Here is a 22106-nt window from a genome sequence, read left to right as displayed (position 1 = left end):
GGATTTAAAGGTTGCAAAAAATTCTAAGCTGTTGGTTTTGTTGTTTGAAAAATGACGGCAAACCGCGAACCCTTTTTTTCCGCATACTCCGCTGCGCAGTCAGTATGGTCGGCGGAGCAGTTGGTATACAATTCCGGGCGGTCAGTATGGTTGGCGGAGCAGTTGAAACACAATGCTCAACACGCTGACGGTTTCTCGTCAAACGTTGACTTATTGCTTACTGTCGGGTGCCGAGGTTTCCAACCCGCAGCTTTTTGCAGCTTGCGGCATCAACAACTAGAAACTCGGAATTTGGAACTTGAAATTTGGAACTTGAAATTTTGTATTTTCTTCCCCGCTTACTCTTCAAACAACTGGTTCAGGGCATCAAAGTAATCTTCTTTCCAACCCTCAGCAATGTTGTCATAAGCCTCGTCGGGAATGTTGGTGTGCACCACTTCCATGCTTGTTCCCGCGCCATCTTTGTGCAACTTAATGGTCACAATGGAAGGTTCATCCTGCTCGCCAAAATACCATTCCTGAACAATTTTATGGTTTTTCACAAACTCCAGGTTCTTTCCGCAAATACTGCCATCCCAAAGCGAGAATTCCGTGTCGGGTTTTTCTTCCATCACCACATCTTCGCCGGTCCAAATTTCAATCATCACCTGGTTGGTTAGCGCATTGTACACATCAGCCGGGTCAGCGGCCAGCCGGAAATATTTCTTGTAGTTTTTCATCCTGGAATATTTTTGTCTCGCTTTTAGCAACAGTTGATTTTTCGGATCTGCATCCCCTGCTCACGTCCAATCGTCTAATTCACCTTTTCGCGACGCAAAATACGCTTATTTAGCTTATAGGCAAACCCGATGGTGATAAATTCCTTCACTTGCCAGCGGGGTTCCATAATCGCATTTCCCGCGCTGTCTTCTCCCACATTGAACAGCACATTGTCATCGAATATAAAATGCAACTGCATGCGCATGTTCATAAAATCATTCAGCCGCATCACCACGTTGTTTTCCCAGTCCACATCGAAATTCGAAAATGGCGCCTTGTAGTTGATGAACATTTTGTATTTCATTTGATAGGAAATATCGGGCGTGAGATCCTTCTTGAAGAAGATATCGGCGTTTAAACCCGGCTCCCAATAGCGCTTTTTACCTTGTTCAATCCCATATGCTGTTGGATTCACCTCGGCCGTGTCGCGCACCGAAACGGTTTTTGAGGTAAAAGGCGACAGAAACAACGAAAAATTATTGTTGGGCTTATAATCCAAACCAAGCTTGATCAGCGTCTTTGACGGCGACATAAATGCCGAAACTTTGTTGTCGCGATCCGGATATTTGTAGCCGTTAAAGATTTGGGTTTGAAAATCGTATTCCGCACTGTAATACCATTTTTTGAAAGCACTCAAGCCAAATCGTGAAATAAATTCAAACTTATCATCGTTTTTCTGAATTTTGTCTTCCGAAGGCTTCATCCAGCCATTTCGAAACTCCACCGAGTTTTCCCACTTCACTTTCCGATACGAATAATTGGCATATCCTTTCAGAATCATTAAAGTTGACAGCGAACCTACCCCTTTCTTCCAATATTTATTGACCGCAGTTTGCGTAAAGCCAACCGTTCCGTCACCTCCCAAAATCCAAGGGGTGGTAATTTGATATCGTTTATCAATCTGCCTCAGATTATTTTCCGGCTCAAACTGGTCAAAATCATAATCCTTCGTCCGCTGTGAGGTAAATCGTTTTAAAGTCACCGCATCATCAATAAAAATTTGCATGCTGTTTTTCGCCGTATTCTGAATTCGGATTCCAAGCGAATCCTTCTGCTCGTTCTTTAAAAACATGCGACTGTATCGCGAGGCATCATTTCGCAGCCAAACCCGGGTTGAATCGCCCTCGCTGTTTTTCACCCACACTTCAACAGAATCTTTCTCCGCATAGTTGGTCAAAACGTCAATCATGTGCGCAATGGAGTCATTCACCGATTCCATCACCCTGTTGTTATACCTTTCCAAAACCCGGTAGTTTTGGGTTTTAATTGAATCCTGGAAATTGAATTTTGCCCGCCGTATATAATCCTGAACATATTGATTCTGATAGGCCTCCGACACCGAATCAACATAAGCCTGCAAGAGGTTACTGTTGTACTGCAAACGCGCAGTTTCCAGAAAAGCATTCTTGGCGCTGTCGAGCCGTTGCAGGCGTCGGAAATCGTCGGGAGTGCGAACCACGGAATCAGGCAATGCATCAAAACCTTTCAAGCTGTCGGGTAAGGTAACCAACGAATCGATCAGCAGAACTTCCTTCTCTCCGGCCGCAATGAGTTTGACTTTTTTGTCCATGTCCACAAACAATTCCTCCGGCACAGCGATCTGCTCTTTCACAATGGTCGATTGAATGGAACGTTCCAGCTGGTTGAGCTGCTCGCGAACGTCGGCGTAAGGAACGTAGCCTTCTACATCCAGGCTATCGGCCACGCGTGTGGGCAATCGGTAAAAAAAATCGCCGTCGTGACTTTCGCGGTAAGTTTTAAGCTTATACAAAATGGTGTCGATCTTCTCATCTTCAACAAAATGAACCAAGCCCCTCAGGCTTTTCAAAAGCTCACTATTCCGTGGCTTCCAGTCGTTTTGTCGTTCCAGAAAATACTTCAGATATTCAACACTGATCTCAACCGAATCGACTGTTGAGTCATTCTTTCTTTTCGGCAATTCGTTAGCCTGCGAATTAAAGTAGCAAAATGTTATGATTAAAATAACAGTTCGTGTCAATCTGTTTTTCATGAATCCAACGGTTTATTTGGCTTAACTTTCAAACGATACTTCAATTAAAATCTTGTGCACAGCAAGCAAAAACTAAGCCATAATACTATTTCCAATCCCGATAAGGGTGCTGCGACAAGTAGGAATTATGGTACTTCACCTGCCCGGTAACTTCTGATTTGATCCACGATGGCCAATCAACTTGCTCATTTTCATTGGGCAACTCCAACTCGGCAAGCACCAGACCCAAATTGGCTCCGGAAAAAACATCCACTTCCCATTTTCTGCCGTCCACCCAAATCAGGTGACGCACTTTTTCAACCGGCGGATAGATTGCCAGTTCGAGTAGCTCCCGGGCATCTTCCACAGGAATCGGATATTCAAACTCTTTTCGTGAAAAACCAACCAGTTTGCCTTTAATCGTCAAAAAGGCTGAATCATCGGTCAGCCGCACACGCACCGTTCGCTCCGGATCGGCCTGCAAATAAGCCTGAACCATCGCTATCTTCGCATCAGCGGTGGGAAGTAGGTCCTCGTCGACCAAAAATTTTCGCTCAATTTCAATTGCCATTGCTTTTCAATTTCTGACAAAATTAGAAGACCAAACGACATTAGACGACACGAACTGGAAAAGATTTTCAATTCATTTCTCTTTCACCTAAGCAAATAATCCAGTTTGTTATTTAGAATCAGTCTAATCTGCAATAGTCAAATTATGTTGGAAAACACCTAATAAATCCATCTTTCTGATAAAAGTCTTCTGATTATCTCATCTTGCTTCCTTAATTTTATAGGAAATTGAACAAATGATCTTCCAACGAAAAACAGGAAAATCGGTTCATGAGCGGATCCGGCCTCCAGTCAGGCGCCTATTAACAACTTATTACCTTTTGAGTCACTTTACTAATCAACTAATTCCAACGCATATGAATCCAGTACAGGACCTCATTAAAAATCTGGCTGATGAACACGGCCGAAGCCGGGCAAATCTGTTGCCCATTCTGCAGGGTGTTGTTGAGCAAGAAAAGTATTTATCAGAGTTGTCCATGATCGAAATTGCTCGCGAGCTAAACCTGAGTGCAGCCGATGTTTACGGAACAGCCACATTCTATTCATTCCTGGAACATAAAAAAATGGGGACCTACCTCATTCGGGTGTGCAAAACCATTACCTGCGCCATGAAAGGAAAGAATCAAATTCTTTTTGCCATCGAAGATATGTTGAAGATTGGGCTGGGAGAAACCACCTCCGACGGCAAATTTTCCTTGCTGCAAACAAACTGCCTCGGGTGGTGCCACAAAGCGCCGGCCATGCTCATCAACGATGAAGTTTATACTGACCTGACTCCCGAGTCGGTGCGTGAAATTTTGACTGAATACCTTAAAAAATAAGGGCTATGGTTGCACATTCCTACCAATTAAAACGCGCAGATTTTATTTTCAAGAATGAAAACGACTGGGAACGAATTCTGGATAAAATGCTTAAACGCCCCACCCGGGAATTGATTAATGAACTCATGAGTTCGGAGTTAAAAGGTCGTGGCGGAGCCGGTTTCCCGACCGGCTTGAAATGGAAGCTGACTGCGGAAGATCCATCGGACACCAAGTTTGTGATTTGCAACGCCGATGAAGGTGAGCCCGGAACCTTCAAGGATCGTGAAATTTTGACAAAAGTACCGTATAAAGTACTGATGGCCATGGCGGTTTGCGGCTATGTGATTGGCTCCAACCAAGGTTACATTTACCTTCGGGGCGAATACAAATTCCTGGTACCCGAGCTCAACAAAGTCATTCAGGAATTTGAATATTATTGCAAACAAATTGGGCACGACTTCTCCATAAAAATTTTTCTGGGAAGCGGCGCCTATATTTGTGGCGAGGAAACCGCTCTCTTCGAATCGATGGAAGGCAAACGCGGCGAACCTCGCAACAAGCCGCCCTACCCCAGTTCCAATGGCTATATGGGAAAAGCCACCGTGGTTAACAACGTTGAAACACTGGCGCACACCTTCACCATTTTTAAATACGGCGCCAAAAAATTTTACGACCTCGGCGTGCAATATTCGCGGGGCTCCAAACTCTTTTCCGTTTCGGGCGACACGCCGAAACCGGGCATTTACGAGCTCGAACTGGGCATGAGTTTGCAGGATTTTGTCAATGAGTTTGGCGATGGCGATACCAAAGCGGTACAGGTTGGCGGTGCCTCGGGTTTCCTGGTTCCCCGCAAACGATTCGAAAAAACAACCATTGGCTACCGTGGCAAACTCACCGGCATCTCGCTCCCGACTGGTGGTTCCATGATGCTTTTCAACAGCTCCCGGTCCATGTACAATGTACTGGATAACTACCTTGAATTTTTTCGCGAAGAAAGTTGCGGACAATGCACACCTTGCCGGGTAGGCTGCCAACAGCTACACTTCGGCATTAAAGCGGTGAAACGGGGCGACAAGCCGGCGCAGTACCTCGACAAGCTCCTTAAACTGACAGAAACCATGCAGCTCACGGCTAAATGTGGCCTGGGCCAGTCGGTGGCCAATTCCTTTAGTTCCATTGTCGAAAATTTCAGAGAAGAAATGATCTACTAACCCATTAAGAAAAAGCACAATGAGCAACACAATACATGTTACCATAAACGGAATAGCACTTGAAGTGGAAAAAGGGAAAACCATCCTCGACGCTGCCAATCAAGCCGGGATGATCATTCCAACCTTGTGTTTTCACAAAGATTTATGCATCGCTGGAAACTGCCGGGTCTGCGTAGTTGAAGTATCGGGCCAAAAACGGCTGGCAGCAGCTTGCGCCACACCTTGCGAAGAGGAAATGGAAATTCAAACCAACAGCCTGAAAGTGCGGAACTCCCGCAAGCACATCATCGAGCTGCTGCTGTCGGAACACAATGCCGACTGCACCAAATGCTATAAAAACGGAAACTGCGAGTTGCAGGAATTGGCCTCGGAATATAAAATTATGACCCAGGATTTCCTACGGCTGGCACCCATGAAAAACTACACCATCGATCAGTTTTCGCCTTCTATTATCAAAGATGACAGCAAGTGTATCCGCTGCCAGCGCTGTGTTCGAACCTGCGCCGAACTGCAGGGCGTAAATGCCCTGACCGTGGCCTACAAGGGAGATGAAATGAAAATTGCCTCGTTCTTTGAAAAAGCAATGAATGATGTAGTTTGCACCAACTGCGGACAATGTGTAAACCACTGCCCCACAGGAGCCTTAGTTGAGCGCAACTACATCGAAGAGGTGTGGGATGCCATCTCGGATCCGGACAAACATGTAGTCGTTCAAACTGCTCCGGCTGTGCGTGTTGGGCTGGGTGAAGAAATGGGAATGGAAGTAGGATCCAGGGTAACTGGAAAAATGGTTTCAGCCCTCAAACGGCTTGGGTTTAACGCTGTTTTGGATACCGACTTTACAGCCGATCTCACCATCATCGAAGAAGGGACAGAATTGCTGAACCGGCTAAAGAAAGCTCTGAAAGAGAAAGATAACAGCGTAAAACTACCCATGGCAACTTCCTGCTCACCAGGCTGGATCAAATACATCGAGCACATGTATCCAGAATTCCTGGAGCACCTGTCCACTTGTAAATCACCCCAGCAAATGTTTGGAGCGCTGGTAAAAACCTACTATGCCAAAGCACGGAAAATTGATCCGGAAAACATCGTCTCGGTTTCCATTATGCCGTGCACGGCCAAAAAGTTTGAGGCCAATCGTCCTGAAATGCACGACAGCGGCTACCGCGATGTGGATTACGTACTCACGACCCGCGAATTGGCCATCATGATTAAACAGGCAGGAATCGACTTTAAAAAACTTCCGGATGAAAAATTCGACCGGCTAATGGGCGAGTCAACCGGAGCAGGGGTCATTTTTGGTGCTACCGGCGGTGTTATGGAAGCAGCCCTGCGAACAGCATACGAACTGGTTACGGGTCGCGAAGTTCCTTTTGAAAACCTGAACATCACGCCGGTTCGTGGCATGGAAGGTGTGCGGCAGGCAACCATCAAAATTGAAAACCCACTGACCCAATGGGATTTCTTAGATGGCGTGGAACTCAAATGCGCGGTTGCCCATGGCTTGGTGAACGCCCAAAAAGTGATGGATGAGGTAAAAAGCGGCACCAGCCAGTACCACTTCATCGAGGTGATGGCTTGCCCGGGCGGCTGTTTGGGTGGCGGAGGCCAACCGATTCCTACAAGTCCCGAAATTCGAGAAAAACGCATGGAAGCCATTTATGCTGAAGATGCCGGCATGCCACTTCGCAAATCGCACGAAAATCCGGAAATACTAAAAATCTACCAGGATTTTCTGGGAGAACCGCTGGGCCTGAAATCACATCACTTACTGCATACCAAGTACATTGGGCGAGATCGCCTCTAAGTCGATCCTCACAAAAGCTACTTCAAAAAATAACGAAGTGGCTTTTTATTTGACAAATTTTCTTGCCGGTTATCAAAATTGTGTAAATTGTCCTATCAAAAAAATTCATAAAGATTGAGTTTATGCACAAGCAATTGATATATATTTTTGGCATTCTGTTTTTTGTTGGCTGTACGTCCACCCCAAAAGAACAAAGCCTTTCATTACAAGAGGTTCCACCCGTTGAAGCTGGCTTTTCCGACGAAGGCCTCGCCCTGGCCGATAGCTTGATTCATCAATATATGGACAATCGCTGGCTACCCGGAGGTGTTTTTTTAGTTGCCCGGCACGGGAAAATAGCTTACTATAAAAGCTTTGGTTACCGTTCATTAAATTTCTGGGAGGAATATCAAAAAGATGATATTTTTCGAATTGCCTCGATGACCAAAGCTGTGACGAGTGTCGGCATCATGCAACTTTACGAACAAGGAAAACTGGGGCTGGATGAACCACTTCATCGCTATATTCCGGCATTCAAATCGACAGGCGTTTTGGATCAGTTTAACCCGGCTGACTCCAGCTTTACCGCCATAGCCCCCAAAAGGCCGATCACCATTCGCCATTTGCTCACCCACACTTCCGGTCTGGTATATGGCGATTTTGAGAAGGGTAATATTAGAGCCATTTACCAGAAGTTAGGTTTGCTTGGCGTGGGCCTTTCGCATGGTTCGTGGACAACCGAGCAGTTCATCGACACGCTGGCCAGTGTTCCTTTGGCTTTCCATCCGGGCGAACGCTACAACTACGGACTGAACATGGATGTTTTAGGCCGTGTCATTGAAGTGGTGTCTGGCATGTCGTTACGCGATTATTTCCAGCAACACCTGTTTGATCCGCTGGGCATGGTCGATACTCATTTTTATCTTCCTGAAGAAAAACACAACAGGCTGGTCCCCGTGTATGCCCAAACAGACAATGGAACAATCATGAAGCAGGATGATGATCTCGTGAATTTGATTGATTATCCGAAGCGAAAGGATCGCGGCCACTATGCCGGTGGCGGCGGGTTATCCTCAACGGCGATGGATTATGCCCGATTCATCCAGGCGCTGGTCAATGATGGCGAATACAACGGACATCGTATTTTGGGAAGAAAAACCATCGAGCTGATGACTGCCGACCAGTTGGTGGCTTTGAACAAACAAGGAGCTGGAATCAGCCAGATTCCGGGAAGCACGTTCTGCCTCGGTTTTGGCTTAATCACCGAAGAAGCCAATGGGCTGAATTCAAAATCTCCGGGAACCTACGAATGGGGAGGTTACTTTAGCACCAAATTTTTCATTGATCCCAAAGAAGAATTAATTTTCGTTGGAATGACCCAAATCAACCCCTTCAAACATGGTGAGTTTTACGATCGTTTAACAGCCATTATTTATGGTGCTATCGAAGATTAACCCTAAAATTTTCACAAAATTTCCTCCTTCATTCGATTTTCTATATGAACCTTATCGTTAATTTTACGTTACCTCAATGTTAACAAAAATAAATAACGACAAACATTGACTGAATCCTATACATACCTTTCCCCGATCGGACTGATGCGATTCGACAGCGAAAACCAAGAGCTAATCAGCATTCATTTTGTAGATCATGAACACAATACGGAAGGCTTCAGCCTGGAGCTGAAAGAAAACATCGTCCGGCAGTTGGATGACTATTTTGCCGGCCGCTTACACCACTTCAATCTGCCGTTGAAACCACACGGAACTGACTTCCAGATGCGGGTTTGGAAACAGTTGGAAGCCATTGAATATGGCAAGCTCATCAGCTACCAGGAACTGGCACTGCAATTGAGTGATAAAAACCTGGTGCGGGCCGTTGGCGGCGCCAATTCAAAAAATCCGCTGGCCATTGTTGTTCCTTGTCACCGGGTGATTGGCGCCAATAAAAAACTGGTGGGCTATGCCGGAGGGCTTTGGCGAAAAAAATGGCTTTTGCGCCATGAGCAGGAATTCCGCGAAAAACGGGGCGAGTTGTTTTAGCGAATTGTTAGTCCGACGGAATTCCGTTGCGCTTAAAAAAATGCCTGGAGTCACCCCACTCGCCGTAGCCGATTTCACCTCCAGCCAGTTCAATCCGGGCTTCCAGGCAATTACGGCACAAATCGGCATCTTCATCTAAACACGGTTTATCTTCATAAAGTTGGTATTCTTTTCTGAAATCGCAGGGAGTCAGGTTCGGCATAATGACGTTGGCTCCAATTTTCAGCGCTTTTTCTCTTCCGGCAGGATCAATCGCCTGCAAAGCTGTTGCCGCCGCAATATTGATATCGGGCATTAGCAAACGCAGGGCTGCCACCATTTTCAAAGCTAAATCAAAACGCTCCTGCTTGCTTTTTAATTGATTTCGAAAGGCGTACAGCGGTGTATCTTCGTGTTCAATGTAGGGCCCCATGCCCACCATGTCCACATCTATTTTTTTCAGAAAAAGCAAATCATCGGCCAGCTGCTCCATCGTTTGAAAAGGCAAGCCAATCATCACGCCGGTTCCCGCCTGATAGCCACAATTTTTCAATACACGCAGGCACTCCAGTCTTTTTTCGAATGAATGTTGCGGGTTGTTTGGATGGATTTTGGCGTACAGCTCCGGCGACGAACTTTCAATGCGCAGCAAATAGCGATGCGCGCCACTCTCAAACCAACGCCGATAAGTTTCGCGGCTTTGTTCGCCACACGACAAAGTGATCCCGAGCTCATTATTCGAAAGCTGCTTGATGGATCTCAGCAAGCGGTCAACCCGGTTGACAAAGGCTGGCGAAGAAAGCTCGCCCGATTGCAAAACCACCGAGCCAAACCGGTTTTCCCAGGCAAATCGGCAGGCCGCCAAAATTTCCTCGTCGCTGGCTTCGTACCGCACCACCTTTTCGTTGCTCTTTCGAATACCGCAATACAAGCAATCCTTTGAACAGATATTGGAAAACTCGACCAAGCCACGAAAAAAAACCTTATTGCCAATGGTCTGGATTTTTCTTTCATAAGCGGCTTCAAACAACAGTTGCCGGTCGTTTCCTTCCGCCTGAAGCAAAGCGACCAGATCCTCCTTTGAAAAGGTATCTTGAAGCACAATGTCCTTAACGTTTTTCACGCCACGAAGATAAACAAATCCAATAGCTCTTTGCGACAGTTTTTCAATGAATATAAAACCCATCGGAGATGCAGCCTGTTGTTAATAAAAACTTGCGTTATGGCTGAACTGAAAACGAAACCTAGTAATTTGTCGGTAAAAGATTTTCTGAATTCCGTTGAACCGGAGCAAGAAAGAAAAGACAGCTTCCAACTGTTTGAAATGATGCAGCGAATTACAGGAAGTGAACCCAAAATGAGGGGAACCAGCATGATCGGTTTTGGAACTTGCCACTACAAATACGCAAGCGGACGCGAAGGCGACTGATTCCTGACCGGATTTTCTCCCCGGAAACAAAACCTGGTGATCTACCTGACATCCTGCGACAATGACCAAAATCTGGCCGAATATTTCAAAAAACTAGGTAAGCACAAAACCGGGAAGTCCTGCCTTTACATCAACAAGCTGGCAGATGTGAGATTGGATGTGCTGGAGCAAATAATCGGGAAATCGATGCAAAATCTTCAGTCCGATAATTGAGCCGAAACTGCCTCCCGTTTCTCCTTAAACCACACCACCACATCTTCCAAAATCATATACAGGCAAGGAACGAGAATGAGGATAATGGAAGTAGCAAAAATAATCCCAAAGCCCAATGATATGGCCATTGGAATTAAGAAGGTCGCTTGCCGCGAGCTTTCCAAAATAATTGGAGTGAGTCCTCCAAAAGTGGTAAACGTGGTGAGCATGATGGGCCTGAAACGACGTAAGCCGGCTTCGTGAACAGCATCAAAAGCCGAATGATCCTTTCGCTTCCGGTTGGCGTAGTCAATCATGATCAATGAATCATTCACCACTACACCCGATAGGGCAATGACCCCCATCAGACTGATCAGCGATAAATCGTAGCCCAGCAGTATATGCCCAATCACGGCACCAACAATTCCAAATGGAATGGCAATCATGACAATCAGGGGTTGAATATAATTGGTAAATGCAATCGCCAATAAGGCATAAATGATTAGCATGGCCAGTGAAAATCCGCCCCACAGTGCTTGAGTCGACTCGCGCATTTCGGCCTGACTGCCTTCAAAGCTCCAGGTTATTCCTGGAAAATCGGCTCTTAGCTGCGGCAGTGTTTCCGATTTAATCGCCTCCAACACACGCGAAGTAGCATTGGAAGGTTCCACGTCCATACCAACGTTAACGATCCGCCGTCCATCGCGTCGATTGATGCTGGTAAAAGCTTCGCCTTGTATCAGCTCTACCACATCATACAAAGGCACTTCAGTACCGTCGGGAGTCCGAATAATCAGGTCTTCCAAATGATAAATATCCTTTCGTTCTTCCAGCGGTAACTTCACCCTGACTTCCACTTCGTTTGTTTCTCTGAGCAGCCGCATGGCCAGCGCCCCATAGAATGCGTCGCGAACCTGCTGCCCCACATCAGACGGAGTGAGCCCCAGACTTCGGCCTTCAGGCAGCAGCTTAAAATCATACTGCATCTTTCCTTTGTCGTAATTATCGCTGATATCTCGGGTATTGTCAAAGGCGGCAACCCGATCAAAAAAAGCTTCGCTGGCTTTTTCAAGCACCTCAATATCCGAATGGCTTAAATCCACGCTGATGTCCTGCTGATATCCACCCGGTCCCCGTTCAGCCTCAAAGGTAATCTGATCTACACCTTCGATATCACCCAATTCATCACGCCATAAGGCAATCACTTCACCGGCGCCCATATCCCGTTCATCGGGCGGCAACATCACGATCTCAACATCGATAAAATTCTGCCCCCGCACATTGGTTTTGATGCCTTCCGCCACACGGTACAAATCGTGCTCGTCAAACATTTTTTGGGTCGATTGAGTAATCTCATTCGCGACTTTGGCTGCCTGCTCCGGGGTCGTGCCCACTGGCAGTCTGACACCAGCTTCAATTTCATCGGCCGACACTTCAGGCATCATGATCATTCCCATGTGGTCGCTGGAGCCATAACCACCTACCATCAACAGTAATGCCAGCGCCGCACTTAGGGTGATGTACCGATGCCGCAGGCAAAGTTCGAGAAATGGACGGTAACGCCTGTCAATAAATCGATCGAAGCCCCGGGCAAACTTCTGTTTTCCGCGCTCAATATACCGCGTTGTGTTGGAGGTTTTTTTACTTTTTTGCTTGCTGTGCCCCAAATGTGCCGGAAGGATAAACAAGGCTTCGAAGAGGGAAACGGCCAGAACAATGATCACCACAGCAGGCAATGGCCACCAAAATTTACCCGTTGTTCCCGGGATAAAGAGCAGCGGGATAAACGCAATAATGTTGGTTAAAATACTGAAAACAACAGGCCTGGCAATATCTTTGGTTCCTGCAATTGCTGCTTGCATGTTTCCCATTCCCTGCTGTCGTTTTTCATGCACATTTTCGCCGACTACAATAGCATCGTCGACCACAATTCCAAGGGCAACAAGAAAACCGAACATCGAAATCATGTTGATGCTGACGCCCACAATGGGTAAAAACAAGATGCCGCCTATAAAAGAAATGGCCATACCCATCATCACCCAAAACGCCAGCTTGATTTCAAGAAAAAGCGACAAGATCAATAAAACAATCACAATGGCCAGGATTCCATTTTCTGTAAGTAACGTCAATCGTTCGCCATAATCTTCAGCCCGGTTACTGTCAACACGAAGCCTGACTCCCGGAGGGAGTGACTGTTCAAACTCTTGAAGCACAGCATCAACTGCTGAAGCAATTTCCAGAGGAGATTGATCCCCCACACGAAAGATTTCAATCTCAACGGAATGCTGCTGATTAAACTGACCATGGAAACCAGACTCCTCAAACCCATCAGTAATTTCAGCCAGATCGGCTAAAGTAACTACCGCACCATTTTCAGAACTGATGATTTCGATCTTTCCAAATTCCTCCGCCCACTGCTTTCGCTCTTTCATTCGCAACAGAATTTCGCCTGTCGCTGTTTCCACGGCACCTGCAGGGATATCTTCGCTTGACCGAACCAAAATATCAGCCACTTCGCCCAAGGTCAGGTTGTACTCCCGCAGTTTATGCCGCGGAATTTCCACATGGGTCATAAAATCAGGTACATTCCCAATTTCAACCTGGGTAATTCCTTCTTCCGTCAATAGCCGTTCACGCAGCTGTTCAGCCAGTTCCCGCAGGGTCCAAACATCAGCATCGCCATACAGTCCAATTTCCATCACATCCTGTTGTTGCGACTGTAAAACGACTTCCGGCTCTTCAATATCATCCGGAAACGTGCGGATCCGGTTTACAGCCTGGTCAATATCCTGAAAAGCCTTCATGCGCTCGGTTCCAGTCACCAGCTCAATCACGACGGTCCCCGACCCTTCGCGTGCTGTTGAGGTAATCTCCTCGATTCCCTCAACACCCCGGATAGCTTCTTCGACCGGCATCAAAATCCCCATTTCTACTTCTGCCGGAGCAGCGCCCGGGTAAACCACACTAACTTCAACAATATCGAGCTGAAACTGCGGAAAAACTTCTTTCTGAATGTAGATCATCGTATAAATTCCACCACCAATCAAAATCATCATCAGCAGGTTGGCCGCAATGGAATTACGCGCCATATAGGAGATTGGCCCCTTTCGATCCTTTTTACTTAGCTTGTCTGAAGTTGAACTGCTCATTTATTGTCCTCCGCCCGTTTGATTCTGCTGTTGATCGTGCTCATCTTCCGGAACTTTCACTGCCGATTGATCTGAAGTATCTTCCACACGAAGTGCAGCACCATCAACAACGGTCGATAAGTTTGTGACAACCACTTGCTCGTCTTTATCCAGGCCACCGGTAATGTAAGCGTACTGTTCATCACGAAAAACAATCCCCACATCGCGAATACGTAGTTTGCCGTCTTCCATCACCCATACAGTTTCATGCTGCCTAAGATAATCGCGGTTCAGTCGAACAACATCTTCCAGTTTCTTGCCCTGGATTTCGGTTTTCAGAAAAGCCCCGATCATCAATGCAGGCAGGCCATCAGATTCCGGTTGCTGTGCCAATGGATCATCTACTTCAATCAGCACCCGCGCTAAGCGGGTTTGATTCTCCAGAGCTCCCACCAGCTTATACAATTCTCCGGTGCGAAACTCGTCAGGTCCCCATGCTGTCTGGCTCCGTAGTTTCACCAACGATCCCTTTTCTCCATTATCATCGGGAAACGATAGCCAACGAAGTTTCTCCAATGGAACGGTTGCTTCCACCCAGTAAACGTCGGTACCAACTATCCGGCCAAGGCTTTCACCCGGCGACACCTGCGATCCCAAGGTCACCTCGCGACGAAGAACATGGGCATCAAAGGGAGCACGGATCGTTGTTCGTTCCAGATCAAGCTCAGCCTGTTTTACAGCCGACTCAGCCGACTCAACCCGAGATTTGGCAGCATTTAACTGAGGTTCCCGTAGAACCAGCGCTTTATTTTCGCCTTTTAAACCTTCTTCAACCAACTGGTAGTCCTGCATGGCAACATGCTGCCGGCCCATTTCCAATTCCAAATCAGCTTTGGCCTGAAGCAATTCACTTTTTCGCATCTGAAGTCTGTTTTTATAGTCTGCCGGATCAATCTTCAGAAGGGTTTGGCCTTTGCTGACAAAGCCTCCCGGCGTAAAAGCTTCCGAACGATGAACCACCTCTCCGCTCACCCGCGGACTAATCATCACCTCTTGCGCCGGAACGACCACGCCTGTTGCAACAACCGAAGGCTGATAGTCTCCACGCGCAACACCAGCTACCTCAACCAACATAGCCGTTTGGCGGGTTGCACCTTCGCTGGTCGCTTTGGGTTCGGTTGAAAAAATAACCACGGTAATCACCACTGCTGCCAGCAGGATAGCAAGGCTTATAAAAAATGTCTTTTTTCGATTCATCTCATTTGGATATGGTTTGCAAATCGTTTTGTTTCTTTTGAATGTCTTTTTTTAGCCTGGCGAAACCGTTTCACGTTTGGTTTCGAAGCCGCCAGCCAAGGCACGGTACAATGCTATCCGATATTCCAGCAACTCCAAATTGGCTGCAAGCAGGTTACGCTGCAAACGCTGCTGCTCATCCAACGCCGTCAGCACATCCAGGTAATTGCTCATCCCGTTGAAATAGGCCAGCTGCAATTGCTCATAAGTTTGCTCCGAGAGGCGAACCTGCGACTTCAGGCTTTCAATACTTTCTGCTTGTTTCTGCTCCTGAAGCAACGCATCTTCCACCTCCCGAAAGGCCGTCAAAACAGCTTGTCCATACTCGTAAAGCCGTTGTTGCCTGATTGCTTCAGACCGATCGATTTCGGCATTGATCTGCCCACCATAAAAAATTGGTGCCAATAAATTTCCGGCAACAGAGTAGGCCCAGTCATCAAACAGCTTGTCAGCATTAATTGCCGCTGTGGAGATTGATGCCGCCAAGTTCAGGCGCGGATATCTGCGACTAATCGCCGAGGCCAATTCACGATCGGCGGACTGAAGCAGATAGTAGGCACTTTGCACATCCGGTCGTCGCTGCACTAAATCAACAGGCACACCGGCGTCAGGCAAAGGGGGAAGTTCAGGCAATTGGCCCACATCAAACCCAAAAGTCCGGCGTGGCTCAAATCCAAGCAAAACTGCCAATTGATGCTTGATTATCTGCAACCGCATTTCTGATGCAATTTTTTGCTCCTTGGACCGCTCTACTAATTGCTGCTGGCGCAGGATGTCAACACCCCGCACCAAGCCGTTGCCAAAGCGGGCCTTAATCAAGTGTAACACTTGCTCATTGGTTTCAACCTGCTCATTCGCCAATTGCAGCTGACTTTGTGCTTCGGCCAGCTGGTACCAGGTTCGTATAATCTCAGCCGTGAGTGACAAGGCCGCCGTTTGGTAATCGGCGTAGGATGCTTGCGCCCGGAATCGTTCGGCATCGACACCCGACCGGATTTGACCCCAGAGGTCGATTTCATATTCAGAGCTTAAGCCAAGCTGAAGCACTTCGCTGTCGCGGAATTGTGATTGCGATCGATTTTTTTCTGCACGCACCGAGCCATCCAAACGAGGAGAAAAACGGGCAGATTCCCGGTCGACCACTGCCTGGGCAGCCCGCAGCCGCTCCCATGCAGTTTTCAGGTTGAAGTTGGAATTAAGCGCGCTATCGACCAAGGCATTGAGCTCAGAATCCTCAAAAACGGTCCACCATTGTTCAGGAACTGGCTGTACTCCTGACTCAGCAAAGCTTTCCGGAGGATCGACTGGCAGCGAAACACTTGCTGTTTTGGGCGAGCAGTTCAGCAACACCAACACCAAAACCGAGGTTGGCAAAATAACGACCAAGCGCTTCCGAATTTGAAGCCAGATTTCTCCTGGGTGTTTCCATCGATGTGCCGTAGTCCGAATCCAATTCATATTCAACCTTTTAAATACTACTCAATAAAAAGTAACACGCTCCGGTTAAATGAGGTTCATCGAAACCGGAAGCAAACAATCTAACATTTGTTAATGTGCAAACGGTGTTGACAGGTAATCCGCAATGTGCAGCGAGTTAGCAACGATTCAACTACTTATCAAAAAAGAACAATCAACACGGCTAGGCAAACTCCGATCGATAAGTTTATTTTGTACCTTTCCCGAACCAAAATTCGAGCACTACGGCTGCTTCATGATTGATTCAAAATGTTTTATCAAAAAATATAAACAAATGAAAAAGTTACTCACTTATTTTATGCAAGGTTTGGTGTTGGTTGCACCCATTGTGATTACCATCTATATTGTCTTTCTCATCTTTAACTTTATCGACGGAATTTTGCGCAACCAGTTGGAAAGCTGGTTTGGCTATACCATTCCCGGTTTGGGATTGCTCATCATCGTCGGTTTGATTACCGTTCTGGGCTATGTCGGTCAATCGATTGTCTCGAGCCCCTTTAAAACTCTGGCAGACCAGCTCCTCAAAAAAGCACCGTTGTTGCAGGTCATCTACAGCTCGCTGGTCGATTTGTTTTCGGCATTTGTAGGCAAAGAGAAAAAATTCAACCGCCCGGTTTTGGTCGAAATAAACAAAGAAAACAACCTCTGGAAGATTGGCTTCGTGACCCAAAAAAGCATGGTCGAAATGGGCATGGAAGGATTGGTTGCGGTTTATTTTCCACACTCCTACAATTTTTCAGGTGAGTTGTACATGATTACGGCAGCAGCTGTTAAACCACTGGACATGCCGCCTTCCGAAGCCATGAAATTTGTGGTTTCGGGTGGGGTGACCAGAGTTAACTGACAACAAACGGCCATCATCTCATTCGTTTTGCGGCCGATGAATCTCGAATAGAATTCATTCGAAGATCAAAATCGGTCATTCACCGAAAAAAAGCGCAGCGTTTTACTATTTTACTTAAATTTGATACCTGCAATACATTGATCATTTCAAAAAAAAGCAAATACATAAACGCAACCAAAATTACGATTCATGGAAATTTTTAAAGCAACCCAGGTCGTTAAAGATTATGCCGGACACCGCGCGCTGGACGAAGTCAGTCTCAGCGTCAAGGATCAAAGCATCTTTGGCCTGCTGGGGCCAAACGGAGCCGGTAAAACGACCTTGATCCGGATCATCAACCAAATTACCGCACCCGACCAGGGCGAAATTGAGTTGTTCGGCCGGAAACTGAAAGCCAGCGATATTCAACACATTGGCTACCTGCCCGAAGAAAGGGGCCTGTACAAAAAAATGAAAGTCGGCGAACAGGCTTTGTACCTGGCGCAACTGAAAGGACTGAGCAAACACGATGCCTTAAAAGGGCTGAAGTACTGGTTCGAAAAGTTCGAAATTCAACCCTGGTGGAACAAAAAAGTGGAGGAGCTATCCAAAGGGATGCAGCAAAAAATCCAATTTGTCATTACCGTGGTTCACAAACCCAAACTGCTCATTTTCGACGAACCTTTCAGCGGTTTTGACCCCATCAATGCCAATCTGCTCAAAAATGAAATCCTCAACCTGAAAGAGCAGGGCGCCACCATCATCTTCTCGACCCACAACATGGCCTCGGTAGAAGAAGTTTGCGACCACATTGCCCTGATCAATCGATCAAAAAAAATACTGGATGGGCCCATTGACGACATCAAAGAACGTTACAAGCAAGATATTTACGAAGTCGAAACCAGCGCGCCCCACGATGTAACTGCCGAATTTAGCCGCAATGGATTTCAGCTGATCGATTACCAACTGAAAGGACAGATCCAGCGCATCAAGTTTCAGGTAGTCAATGAAACGCCAGCCAATGCCTTGCTTCAGCATCTGATGGAGAAAATGGAGATTCGCTCCTTCCGTGAGGTAATCCCCTCAATGAATGAAGTTTTTATTCAAGTTGTAGAACAAGCAAACCCCAAAAAACAAGCTCATGCATAAGTCTTTTTTAATCTTGAAGCGGGAATACCTGACCCGGGTACGGAAAAAATCGTTTATTATCATGACCCTGCTGGTTCCGTTCCTTTTTGCAGGCTTTACCATTCTTCCTGCCTGGTTGGCCATGCAGGACGACGAAGAACAACGAACAATCGGGGTTTACGATGCAACCAGCCAGTTCGATCAGCGACTGGAAAATACCGATTTTACGAACTTTCACCCGATACAAAAAGCGGAATTCGAAAGCATTCAGCAAGATATCAAATCGAGCAAATACTACGCGGTGTTGCACATTCCGGAAGACATTGTCGCCACCAGTCGTGCCCGTTTGCTTTCCGACAAGCAAGTGACCTTCGACATCAAAAACATGATTGGGGGAAAATTGGAAAACCTGATTGAAGCCGATAAAAAAGCGGTCATCATTGATGAATCGGGCATACCCGATCTGGAGGAAAAACTGGCAGCTGCCCGCACCCGAATCCAACTGGAAACCATGAAGGTTGATGAAAAAGGCAGCGCTGTGAAAAGTTCAACCGAAATTGCCATGGCCGTGGGCTACGCCGCCGGATTTATTATCTACATGTTTGTTTTTATTTACGGCGCCATGGTCATGCGCGGGGTGATGGAGGAAAAAACAAGCCGGATTGTGGAAGTGATCATTTCCTCGGTGAAACCTACGCAACTGATGTTTGGAAAAATTGTTGGCATTGGGCTGGTTGGCCTGACACAACTGGTTTTCTGGCTCATTCTCATTTTTTTAATTGTAAGCGGCCTGCAAGTTGTTCTTGCACCCGACCAGGCCGAGCTCATGCAACAATCGCAAAACATGATGGCCGCCAATCCTCAACTGCAGGGGGCAGCGCAGGAAAATGCCGTGCTGAACATTATCGACCTGGTGGGCAATCTGAATATTCCGCTCATCCTGTTTTCCTTTCTGTTCTACTTTTTAGGCGGATTCCTCATCTACTCATCGCTGATGGGTGCTGTTGGCGCTGCCGTTGACCACGAAGAAGAGGCCCAGCAACTGATGCTGCCGGTCACCATTCCCCTTATTTTTTCCATCATCATTCTGTTTCCGGTGGTGAAAAACCCGGAGGGAGCCCTGGCATTCTGGGCATCAATGGTACCGTTGACCTCGCCGGTCATCATGATGGTTCGTGTGCCGTATGGGGTTCCAATGTGGGAATTATTACTGTCCATGGGCATTCTGATCGTCTCCATTTATGGAACAATCTGGGTGGCCGGGAAAATTTACCGCACCGGTATCTTAATGTATGGCAAGAAAGTCAATTTTAAAGAAATCGTTAAATGGCTTTTTTATCACAATTAAATCAGATCAAATTGTATTTTATTCGAATATTTTATTTATAATTGTTCCAGATAAGCAAAACATCAAATTCTTATGAATTTCACCTTCTCAAATATCTACATGTGCTGTTGTATGATGACAACATGGGGAAGGTATGTTTAAAATGAAAGATTTTAATTAGTCAGAGATATGAGCAGGCCTTCCAAATTGGAAGGCCTTTTTTATTATAAGAACCCTTTAAAAACGAAAAATATGAAATTTAACAACATCCTCGAGACAATTGGGAACACCCCCAGCGTTCGAATCAATAACCTTTATCCTGAAGGTTATGAAGTGTACACCAAGTTGGAAAAAGCCAATCCCGGCGGCAGTATTAAAGACCGTATTGCCCTGAAAATGGTTGAAGAAGCGGAAAAAAAGGGCATTCTGAAAGCCGACTCCCTGATTGTGGAACCCACCTCGGGCAACACCGGAATTGGGCTGGCACTGGTGGCCGCCGTGAAAAAGTACAAATTGATTCTGGTCATGCCAGAGTCGATGTCGCTGGAGCGCCGCCGGATTCTGACGGCTCATGGTGCTGAACTGGTGCTCACACCCAAGGAAAAAGGCATGAAAGGCGCCATTGCCAAAGCCGAAGAAATTGCCGCGGAGCACGCCAATGCCTGGATCCCCTCGCAGTTTGACAACGAAGCCAACATTGCCGCCCACCGCGACCACACGGCCCAGGAAATTTTAAAGGATTTTCCGGAAGGGTTTGACTACCTGATTACCGGTGTTGGTACCGGCGGCCACATTTCAGGCGTGGCTGAAGTCTTGAAAAAACATTTCCCAGGGCTCAGGGTTTTTGCCGTTGAACCCGAGCTTTCGCCGGTCATTAGCGGTGGAATCCCCGGACCACACCCACTGCAGGGAATCGGAGCCGGATTCATTCCCGAAAACTTAAAAACCAAGTTACTGGACGGCACCGTGCAGGTTTCGAAAGATGACGCTTTTGAATATGCCGTGCGCGCTGCCAAAGAAGAAGGCTTGTTCATCGGGATTTCGTCGGGAGCATCGCTGGCGGCAGTGGCTAAAAAAATTCAAGAGCTCCCCAAAGGATCAAGAATTTTAACCTTTTCGTACGACACGGGCGAACGATACCTATCGGTAGACGGGCTTTTCAAATAAATCGCCTTGTACTGAAATTCAAAATTGAATCGAATTCCTCTTTCAAAAAAAGGCTGGCGCCATGCCGGTCTTTTTTTATGATTTTTTTTGACCATCGTTTCCAAAAGGGCGCACCGGTACAAATGCGAAGGATAATTCCTATTTTTGTCCAAACGAATAATACAGCTATGGACACCTATAAAATTCAAATCATTCAAACAGTTATTGTACTGGTATTGCTGCTGGCGATCCGGTTCATTATTAAACACTCCATTAACCGGACGCTCAAAAAATTTAATTTCACTTTACAGCGACGGAAAATGACGCTTAAGATCATGAACTTCTTTATCATCATGAGCGCCATTATTGCCTTAACGGGCATTTGGGGAATTGAGCGTGAAAAACTCATGATTTTCATTTCATCGGTGCTTACCATTTTGGGCATTGCTTTTTTTGCGCAGTGGTCAATCCTCGCCAACATAACAGCGGGCCTGATTCTCTACTTCAACCATCCCATGAAATTGGGCGATCACATCCGCATACTGGAAAAAGATTTTATTATCGAAGGCGAGGTACATGATGTCACCTTCTTCTTTGTCCACATCATTTCGCCCGAGGGCGACCGGATTACCATTCCCAACTCCATTGTTTTGCAAAAAAACCTATCGGTTGGTCATCCCGAAAAGAAAAAGAAAACCAGCAAAAAGCCTGCGTCTAAGCCTGGCCTTGATTGAAGCAACGATTGTCCGATTTTACTCCCATTTGCTCTGTGACCGTTGTCTTTTATTGTCAGAAATCATCATTTGATTGTGATAGATCGTTTCAACACCACTAAATGACAATTAAATGACCATGAATGACTTCTTACCGACAGCTCAAACAGTCGAAAAAGCCGTTTAAACACTGACAAGCGTGCTTGGAATACTTAAAAGAGTGCTCCGAATACCGAAAAAACAGCTTGGAATGCTTGGCCAGGCACCAATTTTGCGTTTCAATGCGAGAGTGTTCAACGAACTGT

The 22106-nt window shown here is 46.5% G+C and carries 18 protein-coding genes; 11 read left to right on the top strand and 7 right to left on the bottom strand.

What is annotated here, in order from left to right:
• Positions 1-338 precede the first annotated feature (338 nt).
• From NC99_RS18580 to NC99_RS18570, 3 genes are all read right to left on the bottom strand, one after another.
• Positions 339-719 (bottom strand): SRPBCC domain-containing protein, encoded by a 381-nt coding sequence (locus tag NC99_RS18580; protein WP_053187409.1) that lies wholly within the window; start codon positions 717-719, stop codon positions 339-341.
• Positions 720-793: 74 nt separating this feature from the next.
• Positions 794-2770 carry a DUF3078 domain-containing protein gene (locus NC99_RS18575; RefSeq protein ID WP_053187406.1) on the bottom strand — a complete coding sequence of 659 codons (1977 nt, stop codon included), beginning with the start codon at positions 2768-2770 and terminating at the stop codon, positions 794-796.
• Positions 2771-2855: 85 nt separating this feature from the next.
• Positions 2856-3320, bottom strand: a complete 465-nt coding sequence (locus NC99_RS18570) for a CYTH domain-containing protein (RefSeq protein ID WP_053187403.1) — start codon at positions 3318-3320, stop codon at positions 2856-2858.
• 355 nt (positions 3321-3675) lie between these two features.
• On the opposite strand from NC99_RS18570, the gene NC99_RS18565 reads away from it, so the two are divergent.
• The 5 genes from NC99_RS18565 (at position 3676) to NC99_RS18545 (ending at position 9164) form a co-directional block, all read left to right on the top strand.
• A complete protein-coding gene (locus NC99_RS18565; RefSeq protein ID WP_053187399.1) occupies positions 3676-4140 on the top strand; it encodes an NADH-quinone oxidoreductase subunit NuoE family protein in 465 nt (154 codons plus the stop codon).
• 5 nt (positions 4141-4145) lie between these two features.
• Entirely contained in the window at positions 4146-5333 is a 1188-nt protein-coding gene (locus NC99_RS18560; protein WP_053187396.1) for an NADH-ubiquinone oxidoreductase-F iron-sulfur binding region domain-containing protein, read from the top strand.
• A 19-nt stretch (positions 5334-5352) separates the two neighbouring features.
• Positions 5353-7143 (top strand): NADH-dependent [FeFe] hydrogenase, group A6, encoded by a 1791-nt coding sequence (locus NC99_RS18555; RefSeq protein ID WP_053187393.1) that lies wholly within the window; start codon positions 5353-5355, stop codon positions 7141-7143.
• A 122-nt stretch (positions 7144-7265) separates the two neighbouring features.
• Positions 7266-8576 (top strand): serine hydrolase domain-containing protein, encoded by a 1311-nt coding sequence (locus NC99_RS18550; RefSeq protein ID WP_053187391.1) that lies wholly within the window; start codon positions 7266-7268, stop codon positions 8574-8576.
• Positions 8577-8681: 105 nt separating this feature from the next.
• Positions 8682-9164 (top strand): methylated-DNA--[protein]-cysteine S-methyltransferase, encoded by a 483-nt coding sequence (locus tag NC99_RS18545; protein WP_204375055.1) that lies wholly within the window; start codon positions 8682-8684, stop codon positions 9162-9164.
• A 7-nt stretch (positions 9165-9171) separates the two neighbouring features.
• Here the strand turns inward: NC99_RS18545 and hydE are convergent, their stop codons facing one another.
• Positions 9172-10329, bottom strand: a complete 1158-nt coding sequence (gene hydE / locus NC99_RS18540) for a [FeFe] hydrogenase H-cluster radical SAM maturase HydE (RefSeq protein ID WP_082326575.1) — start codon at positions 10327-10329, stop codon at positions 9172-9174.
• 36 nt (positions 10330-10365) lie between these two features.
• Between hydE and NC99_RS22395 the strand changes: the two genes are divergently transcribed.
• Positions 10366-10572: a hypothetical protein gene (locus tag NC99_RS22395; protein WP_204375054.1), complete on the top strand. Its 207-nt coding sequence runs from the start codon at positions 10366-10368 to the stop codon at positions 10570-10572.
• Positions 10573-10769: 197 nt separating this feature from the next.
• Here the strand turns inward: NC99_RS22395 and NC99_RS18530 are convergent, their stop codons facing one another.
• Genes NC99_RS18530 through NC99_RS18520 form a run of 3 tightly spaced genes read right to left on the bottom strand, consistent with a single transcriptional unit; the run spans position 10770 to position 16646 of the window.
• A complete protein-coding gene (locus NC99_RS18530) occupies positions 10770-13913 on the bottom strand; it encodes an efflux RND transporter permease subunit (RefSeq protein WP_053187385.1) in 3144 nt (1047 codons plus the stop codon).
• Positions 13914-15149: an efflux RND transporter periplasmic adaptor subunit gene (locus NC99_RS18525; RefSeq protein ID WP_053187382.1), complete on the bottom strand. Its 1236-nt coding sequence runs from the start codon at positions 15147-15149 to the stop codon at positions 13914-13916.
• A 51-nt stretch (positions 15150-15200) separates the two neighbouring features.
• On the bottom strand, positions 15201-16646 hold the full coding sequence (locus NC99_RS18520; protein WP_053187379.1) for an efflux transporter outer membrane subunit: 1446 nt from the start codon (positions 16644-16646) through the stop codon (positions 15201-15203).
• A gap of 292 nt (positions 16647-16938) precedes the next feature.
• Between NC99_RS18520 and NC99_RS18515 the strand changes: the two genes are divergently transcribed.
• The 5 genes from NC99_RS18515 (at position 16939) to NC99_RS18490 (ending at position 21822) form a co-directional block, all read left to right on the top strand.
• Positions 16939-17508: a DUF502 domain-containing protein gene (locus tag NC99_RS18515; protein WP_053187430.1), complete on the top strand. Its 570-nt coding sequence runs from the start codon at positions 16939-16941 to the stop codon at positions 17506-17508.
• A 189-nt stretch (positions 17509-17697) separates the two neighbouring features.
• The gene (locus NC99_RS18510; RefSeq protein ID WP_053187376.1) at positions 17698-18636 is read left to right on the top strand and encodes an ABC transporter ATP-binding protein; all 939 of its coding nucleotides are present in this window, start codon (positions 17698-17700) and stop codon (positions 18634-18636) included.
• Entirely contained in the window at positions 18629-19963 is a 1335-nt protein-coding gene (locus tag NC99_RS18505; protein WP_053187374.1) for an ABC transporter permease, read from the top strand. The genes NC99_RS18510 and NC99_RS18505 overlap by 8 nt, the downstream gene beginning before the upstream one ends.
• Before the next feature lie 231 nt (positions 19964-20194).
• Positions 20195-21109 (top strand): cysteine synthase A, encoded by a 915-nt coding sequence (gene cysK / locus NC99_RS18500; protein ID WP_053187427.1) that lies wholly within the window; start codon positions 20195-20197, stop codon positions 21107-21109.
• Between the two features lie 167 nt (positions 21110-21276).
• Entirely contained in the window at positions 21277-21822 is a 546-nt protein-coding gene (locus NC99_RS18490) for a mechanosensitive ion channel domain-containing protein (RefSeq protein ID WP_053187368.1), read from the top strand.
• The last annotated feature ends 284 nt before the right edge of the window (positions 21823-22106 follow it).

The organism is Sunxiuqinia dokdonensis (assembly GCF_001270965.1).
In the GTDB taxonomy this organism is placed as follows: Bacteria; Bacteroidota; Bacteroidia; order Bacteroidales; family Prolixibacteraceae; genus Sunxiuqinia; species Sunxiuqinia dokdonensis.
This window is presented reverse-complemented; position numbering and strand designations above follow the sequence as displayed.

Coding starts and splice junctions, on each gene's coding strand:
- NC99_RS18580 (WP_053187409.1), bottom strand. CDS start 719: ATGAAAAACTACAAGAAATATTTCCGGCTGGCCGCTGACCCGGCTGAT.
- NC99_RS18575 (WP_053187406.1), bottom strand. CDS start 2,770: ATGAAAAACAGATTGACACGAACTGTTATTTTAATCATAACATTTTGC.
- NC99_RS18570 (WP_053187403.1), bottom strand. CDS start 3,320: ATGGCAATTGAAATTGAGCGAAAATTTTTGGTCGACGAGGACCTACTT.
- NC99_RS18565 (WP_053187399.1), top strand. CDS start 3,676: ATGAATCCAGTACAGGACCTCATTAAAAATCTGGCTGATGAACACGGC.
- NC99_RS18560 (WP_053187396.1), top strand. CDS start 4,146: ATGGTTGCACATTCCTACCAATTAAAACGCGCAGATTTTATTTTCAAG.
- NC99_RS18555 (WP_053187393.1), top strand. CDS start 5,353: ATGAGCAACACAATACATGTTACCATAAACGGAATAGCACTTGAAGTG.
- NC99_RS18550 (WP_053187391.1), top strand. CDS start 7,266: ATGCACAAGCAATTGATATATATTTTTGGCATTCTGTTTTTTGTTGGC.
- hydE (WP_082326575.1), bottom strand. CDS start 10,329: ATGGGTTTTATATTCATTGAAAAACTGTCGCAAAGAGCTATTGGATTT.
- NC99_RS22395 (WP_204375054.1), top strand. CDS start 10,366: ATGGCTGAACTGAAAACGAAACCTAGTAATTTGTCGGTAAAAGATTTT.
- NC99_RS18530 (WP_053187385.1), bottom strand. CDS start 13,913: ATGAGCAGTTCAACTTCAGACAAGCTAAGTAAAAAGGATCGAAAGGGG.
- NC99_RS18525 (WP_053187382.1), bottom strand. CDS start 15,149: ATGAATCGAAAAAAGACATTTTTTATAAGCCTTGCTATCCTGCTGGCA.
- NC99_RS18520 (WP_053187379.1), bottom strand. CDS start 16,646: ATGAATTGGATTCGGACTACGGCACATCGATGGAAACACCCAGGAGAA.
- NC99_RS18515 (WP_053187430.1), top strand. CDS start 16,939: ATGAAAAAGTTACTCACTTATTTTATGCAAGGTTTGGTGTTGGTTGCA.
- NC99_RS18510 (WP_053187376.1), top strand. CDS start 17,698: ATGGAAATTTTTAAAGCAACCCAGGTCGTTAAAGATTATGCCGGACAC.
- NC99_RS18505 (WP_053187374.1), top strand. CDS start 18,629: ATGCATAAGTCTTTTTTAATCTTGAAGCGGGAATACCTGACCCGGGTA.
- cysK (WP_053187427.1), top strand. CDS start 20,195: ATGAAATTTAACAACATCCTCGAGACAATTGGGAACACCCCCAGCGTT.
- NC99_RS18490 (WP_053187368.1), top strand. CDS start 21,277: ATGGACACCTATAAAATTCAAATCATTCAAACAGTTATTGTACTGGTA.